16 protein-coding genes are annotated in these 16,207 nt (G+C 70.1%); 9 read left to right on the top strand and 7 right to left on the bottom strand.

All coding sequences use genetic code 11. The annotated features are described in order from the left end of the window. The first annotated feature begins 26 nt into the window (after positions 1–26). Positions 27–686: a phosphatase PAP2 family protein gene (locus tag LG388_RS10340; protein ID WP_225782709.1), complete on the top strand. Its 660-nt coding sequence runs from the start codon at positions 27–29 to the stop codon at positions 684–686. Between the two features lie 31 nt (positions 687–717). Here the strand turns inward: LG388_RS10340 and aqpZ are convergent, their stop codons facing one another. Then, entirely contained in the window at positions 718–1,422 is a 705-nt protein-coding gene (aqpZ, locus tag LG388_RS10345; protein WP_225782710.1) for an aquaporin Z, read from the bottom strand. Positions 1,423–1,657: 235 nt separating this feature from the next. Between aqpZ and LG388_RS10350 the strand changes: the two genes are divergently transcribed. The 3 genes from LG388_RS10350 (at position 1,658) to LG388_RS10360 (ending at position 5,507) form a co-directional block, all read left to right on the top strand. Next, on the top strand, positions 1,658–2,719 hold the full coding sequence (locus LG388_RS10350; RefSeq protein ID WP_225782711.1) for an ABC transporter substrate-binding protein: 1,062 nt from the start codon (positions 1,658–1,660) through the stop codon (positions 2,717–2,719). Positions 2,720–2,839: 120 nt separating this feature from the next. Beyond that, complete coding sequence (gene htpG / locus LG388_RS10355) at positions 2,840–4,888, top strand: molecular chaperone HtpG (protein WP_225782712.1); 2,049 nt, start codon at positions 2,840–2,842, stop codon at positions 4,886–4,888. 139 nt (positions 4,889–5,027) lie between these two features. Continuing rightward, entirely contained in the window at positions 5,028–5,507 is a 480-nt protein-coding gene (locus LG388_RS10360) for a hypothetical protein (RefSeq protein ID WP_225782713.1), read from the top strand. 16 nt (positions 5,508–5,523) lie between these two features. On the opposite strand, the gene LG388_RS10365 is transcribed toward LG388_RS10360, so the two are convergent. From LG388_RS10365 to LG388_RS10390, 6 genes are all read right to left on the bottom strand, one after another. Then, positions 5,524–6,549 carry a serine/threonine protein kinase gene (locus LG388_RS10365; protein ID WP_225782714.1) on the bottom strand — a complete coding sequence of 342 codons (1,026 nt, stop codon included), beginning with the start codon at positions 6,547–6,549 and terminating at the stop codon, positions 5,524–5,526. A 40-nt stretch (positions 6,550–6,589) separates the two neighbouring features. Next, complete coding sequence (locus LG388_RS10370; RefSeq protein WP_225782715.1) at positions 6,590–7,723, bottom strand: DUF2855 family protein; 1,134 nt, start codon at positions 7,721–7,723, stop codon at positions 6,590–6,592. Positions 7,724–7,884: 161 nt separating this feature from the next. Continuing rightward, the gene (locus tag LG388_RS10375; protein WP_225782716.1) at positions 7,885–8,250 is read right to left on the bottom strand and encodes a DUF1304 domain-containing protein; all 366 of its coding nucleotides are present in this window, start codon (positions 8,248–8,250) and stop codon (positions 7,885–7,887) included. Between the two features lie 66 nt (positions 8,251–8,316). Then, positions 8,317–8,745 carry an organic hydroperoxide resistance protein gene (locus LG388_RS10380; protein WP_225782717.1) on the bottom strand — a complete coding sequence of 143 codons (429 nt, stop codon included), beginning with the start codon at positions 8,743–8,745 and terminating at the stop codon, positions 8,317–8,319. Positions 8,746–8,828: 83 nt separating this feature from the next. Continuing rightward, positions 8,829–9,278 carry a MarR family winged helix-turn-helix transcriptional regulator gene (locus LG388_RS10385; protein ID WP_225782718.1) on the bottom strand — a complete coding sequence of 150 codons (450 nt, stop codon included), beginning with the start codon at positions 9,276–9,278 and terminating at the stop codon, positions 8,829–8,831. Positions 9,279–9,386: 108 nt separating this feature from the next. After that, positions 9,387–10,208, bottom strand: coding sequence for a crotonase/enoyl-CoA hydratase family protein (locus LG388_RS10390; protein WP_225782780.1), 822 nt, complete (start codon positions 10,206–10,208; stop codon positions 9,387–9,389). 172 nt (positions 10,209–10,380) lie between these two features. On the opposite strand from LG388_RS10390, the gene LG388_RS10395 reads away from it, so the two are divergent. The 5 genes from LG388_RS10395 to otnK all read left to right on the top strand — a co-directional run bounded on the left by LG388_RS10395 (position 10,381) and on the right by otnK (position 16,207). Then, a complete protein-coding gene (locus LG388_RS10395; protein ID WP_225782719.1) occupies positions 10,381–11,148 on the top strand; it encodes a FadR/GntR family transcriptional regulator in 768 nt (255 codons plus the stop codon). Positions 11,149–11,230: 82 nt separating this feature from the next. Next, on the top strand, positions 11,231–12,319 hold the full coding sequence (locus LG388_RS10400) for an IS5 family transposase (protein ID WP_225782720.1): 1,089 nt from the start codon (positions 11,231–11,233) through the stop codon (positions 12,317–12,319). Positions 12,320–12,598: 279 nt separating this feature from the next. After that, entirely contained in the window at positions 12,599–13,960 is a 1,362-nt protein-coding gene (locus tag LG388_RS10405) for a GntP family transporter (protein WP_225782721.1), read from the top strand. Between the two features lie 45 nt (positions 13,961–14,005). Continuing rightward, positions 14,006–14,908 carry an L-threonate dehydrogenase gene (gene ltnD / locus LG388_RS10410; protein WP_225782722.1) on the top strand — a complete coding sequence of 301 codons (903 nt, stop codon included), beginning with the start codon at positions 14,006–14,008 and terminating at the stop codon, positions 14,906–14,908. A 3-nt stretch (positions 14,909–14,911) separates the two neighbouring features. Then, positions 14,912–16,207 carry a 3-oxo-tetronate kinase gene (gene otnK / locus LG388_RS10415; RefSeq protein ID WP_225782723.1) on the top strand — a complete coding sequence of 432 codons (1,296 nt, stop codon included), beginning with the start codon at positions 14,912–14,914 and terminating at the stop codon, positions 16,205–16,207.

The following is a 16,207-nucleotide window of genomic DNA, read 5'->3' on the forward strand; positions in this document are numbered from 1 at the left end:
TCCCGCTTCCCCGCCCGGGTCTTGCCGTGCATCCGTTCGCCCAGCTCTACCACTTCTTCGGCCTCAACGAGGCGCTGTTCCTGGCCATCAACCGGCACCACCTGGCGGTGTTCGACGCGCTGTCCCGGCTGGGCTCCGCGCTCGGCAACTTCTGGAACTTCCCCGCGGTGGCGGCCGTGTTGATCGCCATCGCGGCGGCGCCCTCGTGGCGCCATGCGCGCCGCTTGCCGGCCGCCTGGCCGCCGCGCGAGAACGTGCTGCGCCTGCTGCTCGTGCTGACGCTGGGCTATGTGATCGCGATGGCGCTCGTCGGCGCCCTCAAGTACGGCCTGCACCTGCCGCGCCCCCCGGCGGCGCTGGGCGCGCAGGCGGTGCGCGTGCTGGGCCACCCCGAGACCTCGGGCAGCTTCCCCAGCGGCCATGCCACCTTCGCGGCGCTGGTGGCCGCGGCATTCTGGGGCGTGGCGGGGCTGGCGAGACGCGCGGCGCTCGTGGCGTGGGTGCTGTGGGTGCTGTGGGTCGTGCTCTCGCGCATGGTGGTGGGCGCGCATTTCCCGGCCGACCTGCTGGCCGGCGTGCTGTGCGGCCTGTTCAGCACCTGGGCCGCGCAGCGGCTGCTGGCGCACTATGCGCGTCGCCAGCGCGGGGCCGTGGCGCGTGCGCCTTCACGGCCATCCCCACGCTGACGCCGCGCTGATGCCGCGCGGCCGGCGCGCGTCAGTCCTCGCGGCCCGCCAGCAGGGCCTTGTAGATCAGCGCGCCGAGGGCTGCGCCCACGATGGGCATGACCCAGAAGAACCACAGCTGCTCGATGGCGATGGACGGGCCGAACACGGCCACGCCCGTGCTGCGCGCCGGGTTGACGGAGGTGTTGGTGACGGGAATCGAGATCAGGTGGATCAGCGTCAGCGCCAGGCCGATGGCCAGGCCGCCGAAGCCGGCGGCCGCGCGCTTGGCCGTGGTGCCCAGGATGATCAGCAGGAACACGGCGGTGAGCACCACCTCGGTCCAGATTGCGGCCGTCATGCTGAAGCCGCCGGGCGAATGCGTGCCGAAGCCGTTGGTGGCGAAGCCGCCCACGTCCGCGCCGGGCTTGCCGGTGGCGATCTGGTACAGCACGAAGCCGGCCACGATGGCGCCCAGGGTCTGCGCGATCACGTAGCCCGGCAGTTCGGCCCAACGGAAGCGCCCGCCCACGGCCAGCCCCACCGACACGGCCGGGTTGAAGTGGCCGCCCGAGATGGGGCCGAAGGCATAGGCGCCCGTGAGCACCGTCAGCCCGAAGGCCAGCGACACGCCGAGCAGGCCGATGCCCACGTTCGGGAAGGCGGCGGCCAGCACGGCGCTGCCGCAGCCACCGAAGGTGAGCCAGAAAGTGCCCAGGAATTCGGCCGACCATTTTTGAATGTTGCTGTGTTCCATGCGGATCTCCTCGTCGTGAACCATCGAAAAAAGCGCTGTCTTCGCAGCGCCGCGGCGAATGTAGAGGGCTTGCCCGGACATCCTGCCGCTGTAACAGGATGAATTGGCGCGCGGCAGGAACTTCGTCACGCGGCGCAGCGCCCGTGCAGGCTGTGGCGCCGGCGCGTCGGGAGTGGCCCGGGTGGAGCCTGGCGCCGTGCCGCGCACAATCGCCGCCTCGTCGTCAGGAGTGCCCATGAAGAACAGGACAACAACTCGAAATCCCCGGCCCGCTGCGCGGCCGCTGGCCGCCCTCGCCTGGGCCATTGCCGCCTGCGGCACGGCGACGGCCGTGCAGGCCCAGGGCGTGGTCAACGCCCTGTGCAGCACCGATGCCCCGTGGTGCGAAGCCGCCGCGGCCGCATTCACGCGGCAGACCGGCATCAAGGTCAACCAGGCCCACAAGGGCACGGGCGAGATCGGCGCCCAGCTGCGCGCCGAGGCGCAGAACCCGAAAACCGACATCTGGTGGGGCGGCACGGGCGATCCCTTCCTGCAGGCAGCCGAAGCGGGGCTGCTCGAGGCCTACCGCCCGGCCTACATCAACGACCTGCACGAGTGGTCCGTGCGCCAGTACGCCATGAGCGGCAACCAGGTCGGCGGCTTCTACACCAGCACCATCGGCTTCGGCTACAACACCGAACTGCTCAAGAAGAAGGGCCTGCCCGAGCCCAAGTGCTGGGCCGACCTGATCAAGCCCGAATACAAGGGCGAGATCGAGATCTCGCACCCGGCCTCCAGCGGCACGGCCTACACCGTGATCGCGGGCCTGGTGCAGCAGATGGGCGAGGAGCCCGCCTTCGACTACCTCAAGAAGCTGCACCGCAACGTCACGACCTACACGCGCAGCGGCCAGGCCCAGGCGCCCAACGTGGCCAAGGGCGAGGTGGCGATCGGCGTCACCTTCGCCTTCAACTTCGAGAAGTGGAAGCTCGAGAAGTACCCGGTGAAGACCGCGGCGCCCTGCGAGGGCACGAGCTACGAGATCGGCGGCATCGCACTGGTGAAGGGCGCGCGCAACCGGGCCAACGCGCAGAAGTACTACGACTGGCTCATGAGCCCGGCCGGCCAGGCCGTGGGGGCCACGGTGGGCAGCTTCCAGACGCCGGCCAACAAGACCTTCAAGGCCGACCCGCGCATTCCGTCCATCGACAGCGTCAAGCTCATCAAGTACGACTTCGAGAAGTACGGCAAGTCGGCCGAGCGCAAGCGGCTGATCGACCGCTGGACCCGGGAGGTGGAGGCGCTGCCGCGCTGAGCCGCCAGGCGCGTCCAGGCGCGTCCAGGCGCTCTCGGGCGCCCTTGATAATGCGGTGAACGCCCCCATCTGCGGGGCGTTTCCGTTTTTTCCAACCTCCTTCCTCAACCTGACCCGGACATGAGCAAGACCAGCCATTCCTTCCAGGCCGAGGTGGCGCAGCTGCTGCACCTCGTCACCCATTCGTTGTACTCGAACAAGGAAATCTTCCTGCGCGAGCTGATCTCCAACGCATCGGATGCCTGCGACAAGCTGCGCTTCGAGGCGCTGGACAACAACGCCCTGTACGAAGACGCGCCCAGCCTTGAGGTGCGCGTGGCCTTCGACAAGAAGGCGCGCACCCTGACCATCACCGACAACGGCATCGGCATGAGCCAGCAGGAGGCGATCGACCACCTGGGCACCATCGCCAAGAGCGGCACCAAGGACTTCATGAGCCGCCTGACCGGCGACCAGAAGGCGGACGCGCAACTCATCGGCCAGTTCGGCGTGGGCTTCTATTCGGGCTTCATCGTCGCCGACCGGATCACCGTCGAGTCGCGCCGCGCCGGCCTCAAGCCCGAAGAGGGCGTGCGCTGGATGAGCGGCGGCGCTGGCGACTTCGAGGTCGAGACGATCACGCGCGCGCAGCGCGGCACCAGCGTCATCCTGCACCTGCGCGAGGATGCCGACGAATACCTCAACGCCTGGAAGCTCAAGCAGGTCATCGGCAAGTACTCCGACCACATCTCCCTGCCCATCCTGATGGAGAAGGAAGAGTGGAAGGAGGGCGAGGACAACAAGGGCGGCGAGATGGTGCCCACGGGCGAGTGGGAGCCGGTCAACAAGGCCAGCGCCCTCTGGACGCGCCCGAAGAAGGACATCAGCGACGAGCAGTACGCCGAGTTCTACAAAGCCATCAGCCACGACTACGAGGCGCCGCTGGCCTGGAGCCACAACCGGGTGGAAGGCAGCACCGAGTACACCCAGCTGCTGTACATCCCGGCCAAGGCGCCGCACGACCTGTGGAACCGCGACCACAAGGGCGGCGTCAAGCTCTACGTCAAGCGCGTCTTCATCATGGACGACGCCGAGGCGCTGCTGCCGGGCTACCTGCGCTTCGTCAAGGGCGTGATCGATTCGGCCGACCTGCCGCTGAACGTGAGCCGCGAGCTGCTGCAGGAAAGCCGCGACGTGAAGGCCATCCGCGAAGGCAGCACCAAGCGCGTGCTCGGCATGCTGGAGGACCTGGCGAAGAAGGCCGTGAAGGCCGCTCCCGAGAGCGCCGAAGGCAAGGTGGACATCGGCTCCGGCGAATCGACGCCCGCGCCCGAGCCGACCGCGCAGGACGCCGGCGGCGTCACCGACGTGGTCGACAAGAAGACCGTCGAACCGGCCGCCGAAGCCGCCGCCGCGCACGCGGACGATGCCGGCAAGTACGCCAAGTTCTATGCCGAGTTCGGCTCGGTGCTCAAGGAAGGCCTGGGCGAGGACTTCGCCAACCGCGAGCGCATCGCCAAGCTGCTGCGCTTCGCGTCCACCACCAGCGACGCCGTGAACGTGAGCTTCGCCGACTACAAGGCGCGCATGAAGGAGGGCCAGGAGGCCATCTACTACATCACCGCCGACACCCTGGCCGCCGCCAAAAACAGCCCGCAGCTCGAGCTCTTCAAGAAAAAGGGCATCGAGGTGCTGCTGATGACCGACCGCGTGGACGAATGGGCGCTGAACTACCTGCACGAGTTCGACGGCACGCCGCTGCAGAGCGTGGCCAGGGGCGCGGTGGACCTGGGCAAGCTGCAGGACGAGGCCGAGAAGAAGGCGGCCGAGGAAGCGGCCGAAGGCTTCAAGCCCGTGCTGGAGAAGCTCAAGGAAGCGCTCAAGGACAAGGCCGAGGACGTGCGCGTGACCACGCGCCTGGTCGATTCGCCCGCCTGCCTGGTGGTGCAGGACCACGGCATGAGCATGCAGCTCGCCCGCATGCTCAAGCAGGCCGGCCAGAAGGCGCCCGAGGTCAAGCCCGTGCTCGAGGTGAACGCCGAGCATCCGCTGGTCAGGAAGCTGGAAGGCGACAGCGCCCATTTCGACGACCTGGCAAACATCCTGTTCGACCAGGCGCTGCTGGCCGAGGGCGGCCTGCCGGACGATCCGGCGGCCTACGTGCGGCGCGTGAACGCGCTGCTGGTGTGAAACGGGCCGCCGCGCGCGGCGGCCCCACAGCGCCGCGGCGCGAGCGCCGGCGACCAGAAGGGCACCTGCGGGTGCCCTTTTCGCAGGCAGGCCGGGCCGCCTGCGCGATGATGCGGCTTCATTCGTCCCTGGAGCGGCCATGCCCCCTCATTCACCGCCTTCCATGTCCGGCGCCGCGGCGGCGGCGCCTGCGGCCGCGCGCGGGCATGCGGGCCGGGCGCTGCGCCTGGCATGCGCCCTCGGCGCCGGCGCGTGTCTGGCGGTGCTGGCCGGCTGCGCGTCGTCGGGCGTGGGCATCGGCATCGGCGTGCTGCCGGGGCTGTCGCTGAATCTGGGCGTCGGCGCGGGCGGGCCGTCCATCGGCGTGGGCACGGGCTGGGGGCCCGTCGGCGCCGGCGTCAGCGTGAACGGCTCGGGCCGCGTGGTGGCGGGCACGGGCGTCGGCATCGGCGCCGGGCCGGTGGGCGTGGGCCTGGGCGGCCCGTCGGCGGTGCTCTACGACCCGCAGGCGCGGCCCGCGCCGCCCTCCGTCGCCCGGCCGGCCGCCGAACCGGGCGTGGTGGTGGTGCGCCGCGCGGGCGTGGCGGCGCGCACGCCGGGCGACGTGGAGGCGCCCTGACCCGGCCGGGCGCCGCTCAGGCGTACAGCGGCTCCTCGGCCATCGCCTCGCACTGGTCTTCGAGCATCTGGATCTGGCCCTTCCAGTAGTCGCTGGAGCCGAACCACGGGAAGGTGCGCGGGAAGATCGGATCTTCCCAGCGCCGTGCGAGCCAGGCGCTGTAGTGCAGCAGGCGCAGCGTGCGCAGCGGCTCGATCAGCGCCAGCTCGCGGCGGTCGAAGTCGCGGAACTGCTCGTAGCCGTCGAGCAGGCCGCTCAGCTGGGCCGTGCGCTGCGCGCGGTCGCCCGACAGCAGCATCCACAGGTCCTGCACCGCGAAGCCGGTGCGCGCATCGTCCAGGTCCACGAAATGCGGGCCGCCGCCTTCGTGCTCGGTGGGAGTCCACAGGATGTTGCCGGGGTGGCAGTCGCCATGCAGCCGCAGCGTGCGCAGGCCGCCGCCGGCCGGGTCGGCGAGGGGCGTGCCGGCGATCATCGCCAACGCGCGGTCGCAGGCCGCGGCCCATTCTGCCTGCACGTCCAGCGGCACCATCCGGTGCGCCAGCAGCCAGTCGCGCGGCTCGGTGCCGAAGGTGGCGAGGTCCAGCGCCGGCCGGTGCGCGAAGGGCTGGCGCGCGCCCACGGTGTGGATGCGCGCCAGGAAGCGGCCCACCCATTCGAGCACCTCGAAGTCGTCCAGCTCGGGCGCGCGTCCGCCCCGCGAGGGGCTGAGGCTGAAGGCAAAGCCGGCATGGTGATGCAGGGTGCGGCCTTGCAGCGGCAGCGGCGCGACCATGGGCACCTCCGCGGCCGCCAGTTCGCGGGCGAAGTCATGCTCTTCTTGGATCTGCGCATCGCTCCAGCGGCCGGGCCGGTAGAACTTGATCACCACGGTGCGCCGGTCCTCCAGGCCCTCGACGCCGATCTGGTACACGCGGTTCTCGTACGAATTGAGCGGCAGCAGGCGGCCGTCGCCATACAGGCCCAGCGTGGCCAGGGCGTCCAGCACCGTGTCGGGCGTGAGGCTGGCGTAGGGATGGGGCGAGGCGGTCGTGTCGGGCATCGGCGCATTGTCGGCGCGCGCCGGCCGCCGTGCCGCGCGCTCAGGCCGCCGGCGTCTTCAGCGACACGATGTGGCCGCAGCGTGCGTCGCCCCGGCCCTCGCGCGCCTCCTGCCACACGGCCGCGAGGGCCTCGGGGCCGGCGTGACGCGCCACGCGCAGCCACGGCCGGGCGGGGTCCGTGGCGCGCGCCGTGAACGCACGCCAGGCCTGCGCCAGGCGCTGGCCGAAGGCCTCGGTGCCCCATTCCGCCGTGCGCTTCTTGATCTGCGCCGGCGCGAAGAAGAAGGTGGGGCGCGGCCCGGGCAGGGTCTTCGCTTCGCCCTGCGGCGCGCGCTGGTCCACATGGGTGTTGCCGATCACCATGCTGTAGCGCAGGCCGCCCAGCCGTTCGTGCAGGCGGCGGCGCAGCTCGCCGTTGCCGGCGAAGTCGATGTAGACGGTGGGCGCCTGCGCATCGAGCTGCGCCAGTTCGCCATAGCCGAGCACGCGCGTGTAGCAGCCCAGGCTTTCGCAGAAGGCGCGGTTGGGCTCCGAGGTCAGGCCGACCACGTCCACCTGGCCGCGCTGCGCCAGCGCGAAGGCCGTGCCGTAGGCGGTCTTGCTCGAAGCGCTGGACAGCACGGCCACGGGCCGGCTGCCTGGGGCGTCGGCGCCGTCCATGAAGAAGCCGTTGTCCCCCAGGAAATCGTCGATCAGCCACGACGTGATGAACAGCGGCCGCAGCAGGGCCTGCACGTCCTCGGTGTCGGCGGTGTAGAGCGCGTCGCTCGCGCAGCGGAAGTACTGGTTGTAGACGGCGGCCAGTTCGGCGCGGTGGGGCGAGGCATCGGTGATGCGCTCGGGCGTGAGCTTGCCCGGCGTGAGCACGGCCTGCGAGGCCGTCGGGAAGAAGCCATACAGCCGCTCGCCCACCGCCACGCCCGGGTGGGTGGACTGCAGCACGCGCCCGAAGCCCCACACCGGCACGCTGCCCCATTCGGCCTCGCCGCTCGGGAAGAACTGCCAGTAGCCCATGGCGTCGCCGAAGCTGGCGTAGGTGACGTTGTTGGCCGTGAGGGCGAAGGCGTCGATGCCCACCCGCACTTGGCCTGGCGCCAGCGGCATGTCTTCCCGCTCGCGCACGCGCGTCAGCGTCAGGTCGGTCTTGCGGACGAGGAAATCGAGGGTGGGCATGGGGCGCTCCGTGCGGCTGGGGAGGCTGCCACCTTAGCGCCGAGGCATGGCAGGCGCCACCGTGGCGTGCGGCGGGCCGTCGCCTGGGTGACGGCCGGCCGCACGCGCAAGGGGCGCGGCGAAAGGCGCGGGCGCAAGAGGGCGCGCCCGCTCGCCGCGGCTCAGGCCGAAGGCTTGCGCCACAGCGTGGCGGCCAGCGCCAGCAGGGCCGGCAGGGCCTGCACGAAGAAGATCTTGGGTGCGGCCGTGACGGCGCCGAAGACGCCGGCCACCCCCACGCACAGCAGGAAGAAGACCGTCACGTCCCGGCGGCGCGTGAGCACGCCCCAGAAGAGGCCGGCGGCCAGGAAGCCGTTGTACAGCCCCTGGTTGGCGGCCAGCGCCACGGTGGCGTCGGCGAACTCCTGCGTGAGGTTGAAGGCCTTCATGCCGGCGGGCTTGTTCCAGAAGAACATTTCCAGCACGAGGATGTAGACATGCTCCAGCGCCACGAGCAGCGCCAGGCCGGGCGCGAGCCAGCGGGTCATGCAATCACCTGCACGGGATGAGGCGGCGAAGCCCCGGCCGCGCGCGGCGCACAGGGCTTCGGTGCATCAGGCGATCACCAGCTCGACCGGGATGTTGCCGCGCGTCGCGTTGGAGTAGGGGCAGACCTGGTGGGCGGTGTCGACCAGCTTCTTCTTGGCGTCGCCGTCCAGGCCCGGCAGGTGGATGGTCAGCTTGACGGCGATGCCGTAGGCGGCGCCACCGTTCGTGGGGCCCAGGGAGACGTTGGAGTCGATGGACACGTCTTCGGGCACCTTCACGCCGACCTTGGAAGCCACGGCCTTCATGGCGCCGATGAAGCAGGCGGCATACCCCACGGCGAACAGCTGTTCGGGGTTGGTGCCGGCCTTGCCGGAGCCGGGCGGGTTCAGCTTGACGTCCAGCGCGCCGTCGGAGGACTTGCCGGCACCGCCGTCGCGGCCGCCGGTGGTGTGGGCTTCGGCGGTGTACAGAACCTTGTCGAGTTGCGTGGTCATGGTCGTTCCTTGGAGGTCGGTTGAAAGGGCTTCGGAATGAAGCGGGGAGAGATCCTGGAGGCGGCGCCCGGGGAGCTGCGGGCTCAGGCCGCCTTCACGCGCTCGCGCAGCGCCTGCAGCTGCCGCGTGAGCGTGACGAGTTCATCGATGGAGCACTGGCTGGCTGCCAGCAGGCAGGCCGGCACGCGCGCGGCGCGGGCCTTGAGCCTGCGCCCGGCCGGTGTCAACATGATGTGCACGCGGCGCTCGTCGGCCAGGTCGCGCACCCGGTTCACGAAGCCCGCGGCCTCCAGCCGCTTGAGCAGCGGCGTGAGGGTGCCTGAATCCAGCGACAGCCGCTCGCCCAGCGCGGAGACCGCCAGGCCGTTCTGCTCCCACAGCGCCAGCATGACGAGGTACTGCGGGTAGGTCAGGCCCAGGGCTTCGAGCTGCGGCTTGTAGAGCTTGGTCATGGCCAGCGACGCCGAATAGACGGCGAAGCACAGCTGGTTGTCCAGCTTGAGCAGTTCGTCGGGGGTGGGCGCGGTGGGCATGGGCAGAAATGTAGCTGGCAATTCAATTGTGTGCAATTGAATTGCGGGAAGAAACCCCGCCGGCGGCGGGGTCGTCATGCGAAGGCGGCCCGGCCGTGCGGCGCGGTTTCAGCGCCCGGTGAAGCGCGGCGGGCGCTTCTCGATGAAGGCGCGCACGCCCTCGGCCGCGTCCTCGCTGTGGATCAGCTGCTGCTGCACGGGCTTGAAGTCCTCGATGGCCGCCAGCGGCCCCTGCTCGATGGCCTTGATGACGTTCAGCCGCGTGGCCACCACGGCCAGCGGCGCCTGGGCGGCGATGCGCTCGGCGATGGCGAAGGCGGCGCCCAGCTGCTCGCCGGCCGGCACCACCTTCTGCACGAAGTTCAGGCGGTAGGCCTCGGCGCTGTCGAATTCGTCGGCCGTCAGCAGGTGCAGCATGGCGTTGCCCATGCCCGCGCGCTCGGCCATGCGCAAGGTGGCGCCGCCCGAGGCCATGATGTTGCGCGCCACTTCCAGCTGCGAGAAGCGGCAGTTGTCGGCCGCCACCGTGATGTCGGCGGCCAGCATCAGCTCGATGCCCACGGTGAAGCAGATGCCCTGCACGGCCGCCACCAGGGGCTTGGTGCGGCGGCGGTAGCCCGGCACGCCCATGTTGTGCGGCTCCACCAGCGTGCCGTCGGCCGGGATGGCGACGCCGCCCTTCTTCACGAATTCCGAGATCACGGGCAGGTCCAGCCCGGCCGTGAAATGGTCGCCGAAGGCATGCAGCACGCCCACGCGCAGGTCCGGGTCGTCGTCCAGCCGGGTGTAGGCTTCGGCCAGCTGGCGGAACATGGCGGGCGTCCAGCCGTTGCGCTTGGCCGGGCGGTTGATGCCGATCAGCAGGATGGGGCCGCGCACTTCCGTGCTGATGCAGCCCTCGGCCGGCGGGGTGGGGGTCTGGATGTCCATGGCTGTCTCGTCGATGTCGATGCTGGGCATGGACCATAGTGCAGCGCCGCAGGCGGCGCAGTCGCGCAGACGACCTCGGCGCCGCGGCACGGCGCCAGCGCGGCATCCTCGGTACGATGCGCGGACGGCGGCGCCGCCCGCCGGCCCCGCGTTTCGCGTTTCCGCTTCGTTCATGTCCGTCACCTTCCGCACCATCAAACCCGGCCTGCGCCTGGCAGACCAGGTCGCCAGCGCGCTCGAGCAGGAGATCCGCGCCGGCCGCCTGGCCGAGGGCGCCAGGCTGCCCACCGAGGCGGCGCTGGTGCAGCAGTTCGGCGTCAGCCGCACGGTGGTGCGCGAGGCGGTGTCGCGCCTGAAGTCGCGCGGCCTGATCGACGCCCGCCAGGGCAGCGGCATGTATGCGCGCAAGCCGGATTTCGAGCCGCTGCGCTTCGACCCCATGGCCGCCGCTTCCAGGGAGGCGGTGCTGCAGATCGTCGAAGTGCGCCGCGCGCTGGAAGCCGAGGTGGCCGAACTGGCGGCCGAGCGCCGCACGGACGAGGACCTGGCGCGCATCCGCACGGCGCTTGCGGCCATCGACGCCGCCGTCGCGGCCGGGCGCGACGGCGTGGAAGAGGACGTGCAGTTCCACCGGGCCATCGCCGAGGCGGCACGCAATCCCTTCCTGATCCATACGCTGGACTACCTGTCGCAGTTCCTGCGCGGCGCCACCCGCGTCACGCGGGCCAACGAAGCGCGGCACGCGCCCTTCGCGGCCGACGTGCTGCAGGAACACGAGGTGCTGGTGGCCGCCATCGCGGCCGGCGACCCGTCCGCCGCGCGCCAGGCGGCGGCGCGGCACATGCGCAATGCCGCGCGGCGCATCGAGCAGGCCGACCCCGCCTTCTGGGCGCAGGAAGGGCGCCGGCTGGCGCAGGACCTGGTGGGCGCCACGCTCTAACAGGCCGTTGAAAAATCCCCTGCGAGCGTCCGCGTCGGCCGCTACGATCTGAAGCCATCCCGGAACAACTGCGACAAGAAAGATGAGAGGCAACCAAGACTTCCAGGGGGCGATGTTTAGCTACATCAGCCTTGAAGAAAGAGTGCCAGCGGCACACCCGCTGCGCAAGTTGCGCGCCGTGGTGGATGCGCTGCTGTCGAGCATGAACAGCGAGTTCGAAGCGGTGTACGCCCGCCGTGGCCGCCCCTCGGTGCCGCCGGAGATGCTGCTCAAGGCCTTGCTGCTGCAAATCCTGTTCTCCATCCGCAGCGAACGCCAGCTGGTCGAGGCGGTCAACTACAACCTGCTGTACCGCTGGTTCGTGGGCCTGAACATTGAAGACAAGGTCTGGGACCACTCCACCTTCAGCGCCAACCGCGAACGCCTCTTCAACGAAGACCTGGCGCGCGCCTTCTTCGAGCGCGTCAAGCTCAGCGCCCAGTGGGGCCGGCTTGCCAGCGACGAACACTTCAGCGTGGACGGCACGCTGATTGAGGCCTGGGCCTCGCACAAGAGTTTCAAACGCAAAGACGACGACAGCGGCACGCCACCCGGACGCAACCCCGAGGTGAACTTCAAAGGGCAGGAGCGCTGCAACGACACCCACGCCAGCACCACCGATGCCGATGCCCGGCTGTTCAAGAAGAGCGCGGGCGACAAATCTCGCCTGTGCCACATGGGGCACATCCTCATGGAGAACCGCAACGGGCTGATCGTGGATGTGGAGATCACACATGCCAGTGGCACCGCCGCGCGCGAGGCGGCGCTGGCGATGCTCAAACGCCGGGGAAACAAGAACAAGCGGGCCACGGTCGGGGCCGACAAAGGTTACGACAGCCAGGCCTTCATCAAGGGCTGCCGAAAGCTCAAAGTCACGCCACACGTGGCGGCCAAGGACAAGCACTCGGCGGTCGATGGCCGCATCCGGCGCCACGAGGGCTACAAGACCAGCCTCAAAGTGCGCAAGCGCATCGAGGAGGCCTTTGGCTGGATCAAGACAGTGGGTGGTCTGGCCAAGACCAAATTGATCGGTCAGGCCAAGCTCGCGGGCCAGGCGCTGCTGTGCTTTGCCACCTACAACCTGGTGCGCATGGGCAGTCTGGGCGGCTGGTGGGACGCGCATCATGCGTGAACCATGGGATACGTGCGCCCGGAACGGGCAAAACGGCCTGCAAACAGGCCGAAATGGCCGCTCCAATCGCTGCGCAGGCCAGTTTGGGCGATCCGTTTCTTCGAAATCCACGACCCTGGCGCGTTCGATGAGCATTTTTTCAACGGCCTGCTAAGGAGGATGGCCTAGGGTTAACCCCAGCCGTCGCTGCGTCATAATTTGTATGATGACCATATGACCTGCTTGCTTCGGCGCAGGCCGGCCCGGTTCACCGTTCCAGATCTCCGGAGACCCTTTCCCATGTCCACCACCGCCCTGCTGGGCATTGCGCTCGGCGGCATCGCCCTGCTTCTGCTGCTGATCATCCGATTCCAGGTCCATGCCTTCATCGCCATGATGCTGGTGAGCATCGGGGTGGCCTTCGCCGCCGGCATGCCGGTGGGCGACATCATTCCCACGCTGATCTCGGGCATGGGCGGCACGCTGGGCTCGGTGGCCATCCTGGTCGCGCTGGGCGCCATGGTGGGCCGGGTGATCGAGGTCTCGGGCGGCGCGGGCAGCCTGGCGCAGCGCTTCACCGGCTGGCTCGGGCCGCGCCGGGTGCCGGCGGCCCTCACCGCGGCCGCGCTGGTGCTGTCCATCCCCGTCTTCTTCGACGTGGGCTTCATCATCCTGGTGCCCATCATCTACGGCTTCTGCAAGGCCGCGAAGGTGGACCCGGTCAAGTTCGGCCTGCCCGTGGCCGGCATCATGCTGGCCACCCACGTGGTGGTGCCGCCGCACCCGGGCATCGTGGGCGGTGCGGCGGTGCTCAATGCCGACGTGGGCTGGATCACGCTGATCGGCCTGGGCATCTGCGTGCTGCTCGCGCCGGTGGCGCAGTTCGTGGGCGGCTGGCTCAACCGCCGCCGCTACGAGATGCTGCCCACCACGGCCGAGCAGTTCGCCGCCTTCGACGCCGTCACTGACGCGGCCGGCCAGCCGCGCGCGCCCGGCGTGGGCGTGGTCCTCACGCTGATCCTGGTGCCCCTGCTGCTGATCATGGTCGGCACCACCGGCGCCACGCTGCTGCCCAAGGGCGACGGCCTGCGCAATGTGCTGGGCTTCATCGGCTCGCCCATCTTCGCGCTGATGGTCGCCATCGGCCTGGCCTTCCTGCTCATCGCGCGCCAGCAGGGCTGGAGCCGGCAGAAGACCAACGACGTGATGGAATCGGCCTTGCCGCCGGCCGCCACCGTGATCCTGGTGACCGGCGCCGGCGGCGTCTTTGCCAAGGTGCTGACGGCCACCGGCATCGGCGCCGCGCTGTCCAGCACCATCACCGCGGCGCACCTGCCCCTGCTGCTGGCCGGCTTCGTGATCTCGCTGGCCCTGCGCGCGGCGCAGGGTTCGGCCACCGTGGCCATCCTCACCACCTGCGGCCTGCTGCTGGGCGCCATCCAAGACGGCAACTACAGCACCGTGCAGGTCGCGCTGCTGGCGGTGGCCATCGGCTTCGGCGGCCTGGGCCTGTCGCACGTCAACGATTCGGGCTTCTGGATCGTCACGCGCTACCTGGGCCTGTCGGTGGCCGACGGCCTGCGCAGCTGGACCGTGCTGACCACCGTGCTGGGCTTGTGCGGCTTCGCACTCACGGCCATCCTCTGGGCCCTGGTCGGCTGAGCGCGACCGCCGGTTTCCCACTCCCCTCTCGCAAGGACAAGCAACATGACCCAACCTTCCGTCGGCATCGTGGGCCTGGGCGCCATGGGCGCCGGCATCGCCAAGACGCTGCGCAACAACGGCTTCGACGTGCACGTGTGCGACGTGCGCCACGAGGCGGCCGTGGCCTTCGCCGCGGACGGTGGCACGGCCTGGAAGACGCCGGCCGAGGTGGCGGCTGCCGCGTCGGTGGTGGTGTCGGTGGTGGTGAATGCGGCGCAGACCGAAGCCGTGCTCTTCGGCGACGGCGGAGCCGCGTCGGCCATGAAGGCCGGCAGCACCTTCGTCATGTGTTCCACGGTGGACCCGAACTGGTCGATCGCGCTGGAGGCACGCCTGAACGCGGCGGGCATCCACTACATCGACGCCCCCATCTCGGGCGGCGCGGCCAAGGCCGCGTCGGGCCAGATGACCATGATGACCTCGGCCAAGCCCGAGGCCTATGCCGCGGCCGACGCGGTGCTGAACGCCATGGCCGGCAAGGTCTACCGCCTGGGCGACCAGGCCGGCGCGGGCAGCAAGGTGAAGATCATCAACCAGCTGCTGGCCGGCGTGCACATCGCCGTGGCCGCCGAGGCCATGGCCCTGGGCCTGCGTGAAGGCGTGGCCGCCGATGCGCTGTACGAGGTCATCACGAACAGCGCCGGCAACAGCTGGATGTTCGAGAACCGCATGGCCCACGTGCTGGCCGGCGACTACACGCCGCTGTCGGCCGTGGACATCTTCGTCAAGGACCTGGGCCTGGTGCTGGACACGGCGCGTGCCAGCAAATTCCCGCTGCCGCTGGCGGCCACCGCGCACCAGATGTTCATGCAGGCCTCCACGGCCGGCTTCGCGCGCGAGGACGACAGCGCCGTGATCAAGATCTTCCCGGGCATCACGCTGCCCGAGGCCCAAAAGAAGGACTGAGCCATGAGCGCCACGCACACGAAGAAGATCCTGCTGGGCTGCATCGCCGACGACTTCACCGGCGCCACCGACCTGGCCAACAACCTGGTGCGCGCCGGCATGCGTGTGGTGCAGACCATCGGCGTGCCCGCCGAGCCCCTCGATACGGAGGCGGACGCGGTGGTGGTCGCGCTCAAGTCGCGCACCATTCCAGCGCCCGAGGCCGTGGCCCAGTCGCTGGACGCGCTGCGCTGGCTGCAGGCGCAGGGCGCGCAGCAGATCTACTTCAAATACTGCTCCACCTTCGACAGCACGCCCGCGGGCAACATCGGCCCCGTGACCGACGCGCTGATGGCCGCGCTGGGCACGCCCTTCACCATCGCCACGCCGGCCTTCCCGGACAACAAGCGCACGGTGTTCAAGGGCTACCTGTTCGCGGGCGACGTGCTGCTGAGCGAGAGCGGCATGCAGAACCACCCGCTCACGCCCATGACCGACCCGAACCTGGTGCGCGTGCTGCAGGCGCAGACGCAGCAGCGCGTGGGCCTGATCGACCACACCGTGGTCGCGCAGGGCGCCGACGCGGTGCGCGCGCGCATCGCGGCGCTCAGGGCCGAGGGCGTGGCCATCGCCATCGTCGACGCCGTGTCCAACGACGACCTGCTGCGCATGGGCCCGGCCCTGGCCGAGCTGCCGCTGCTGACGGCCGGCTCGGGCGTGGCCATCGCGCTGCCGGCCAACTTCGGCCTCGCGCCCTCGTCGCAGGCGGCCTCGCTGCCGGCCGCGGGCGGACGCCAGGCCATCGTGTCGGGCAGCTGCTCCACCGCCACCAACGGCCAGGTGCTGGCCTTCATCCAGTCCGGCCGGCCGGCGCTGGCCATCGACCCGCTGCGCATCGCCGCCGGGGTGGACGTGGCGGCCGAAGCCCTGGCCTGGGCCGAGCCACTGCTGGACGGCGGCCCAGTGCTGGTCTATTCGACGGCCGAGCCGCGCGACGTGCGCGCCATCCAGGGCCAGCTGGGCGTGGAAGAGGCCGGCGCCCTGGTCGAGCGCACGCTGGCGCAGATCGCGCGCGGCCTGGCCGCGCGCGGCGTGCGGCAACTGGTGGTGGCGGGCGGCGAGACCTCGGGCGCCTGCGTGCAGGCGCTGGGCATCGCGCAGATGCGCATCGGCGGGCAGATCGACCCGGGCGTGCCGTGGTGCCATGCCGCGGTCGACGCGGCGCTGAAGGCGCCCGAAGGCTTGCACATCACGCTCAAGTCCGGCAACTTCGGCACCCCCGACTTCTTCACCAAGGCCTTTGCGGCGCTGGCGGCCTGA

Origin of the sequence: Xenophilus sp. Marseille-Q4582 (assembly GCF_916700565.1) — a bacterium.
Taxonomy (GTDB): domain Bacteria; phylum Pseudomonadota; class Gammaproteobacteria; order Burkholderiales; family Burkholderiaceae_C; genus Xenophilus.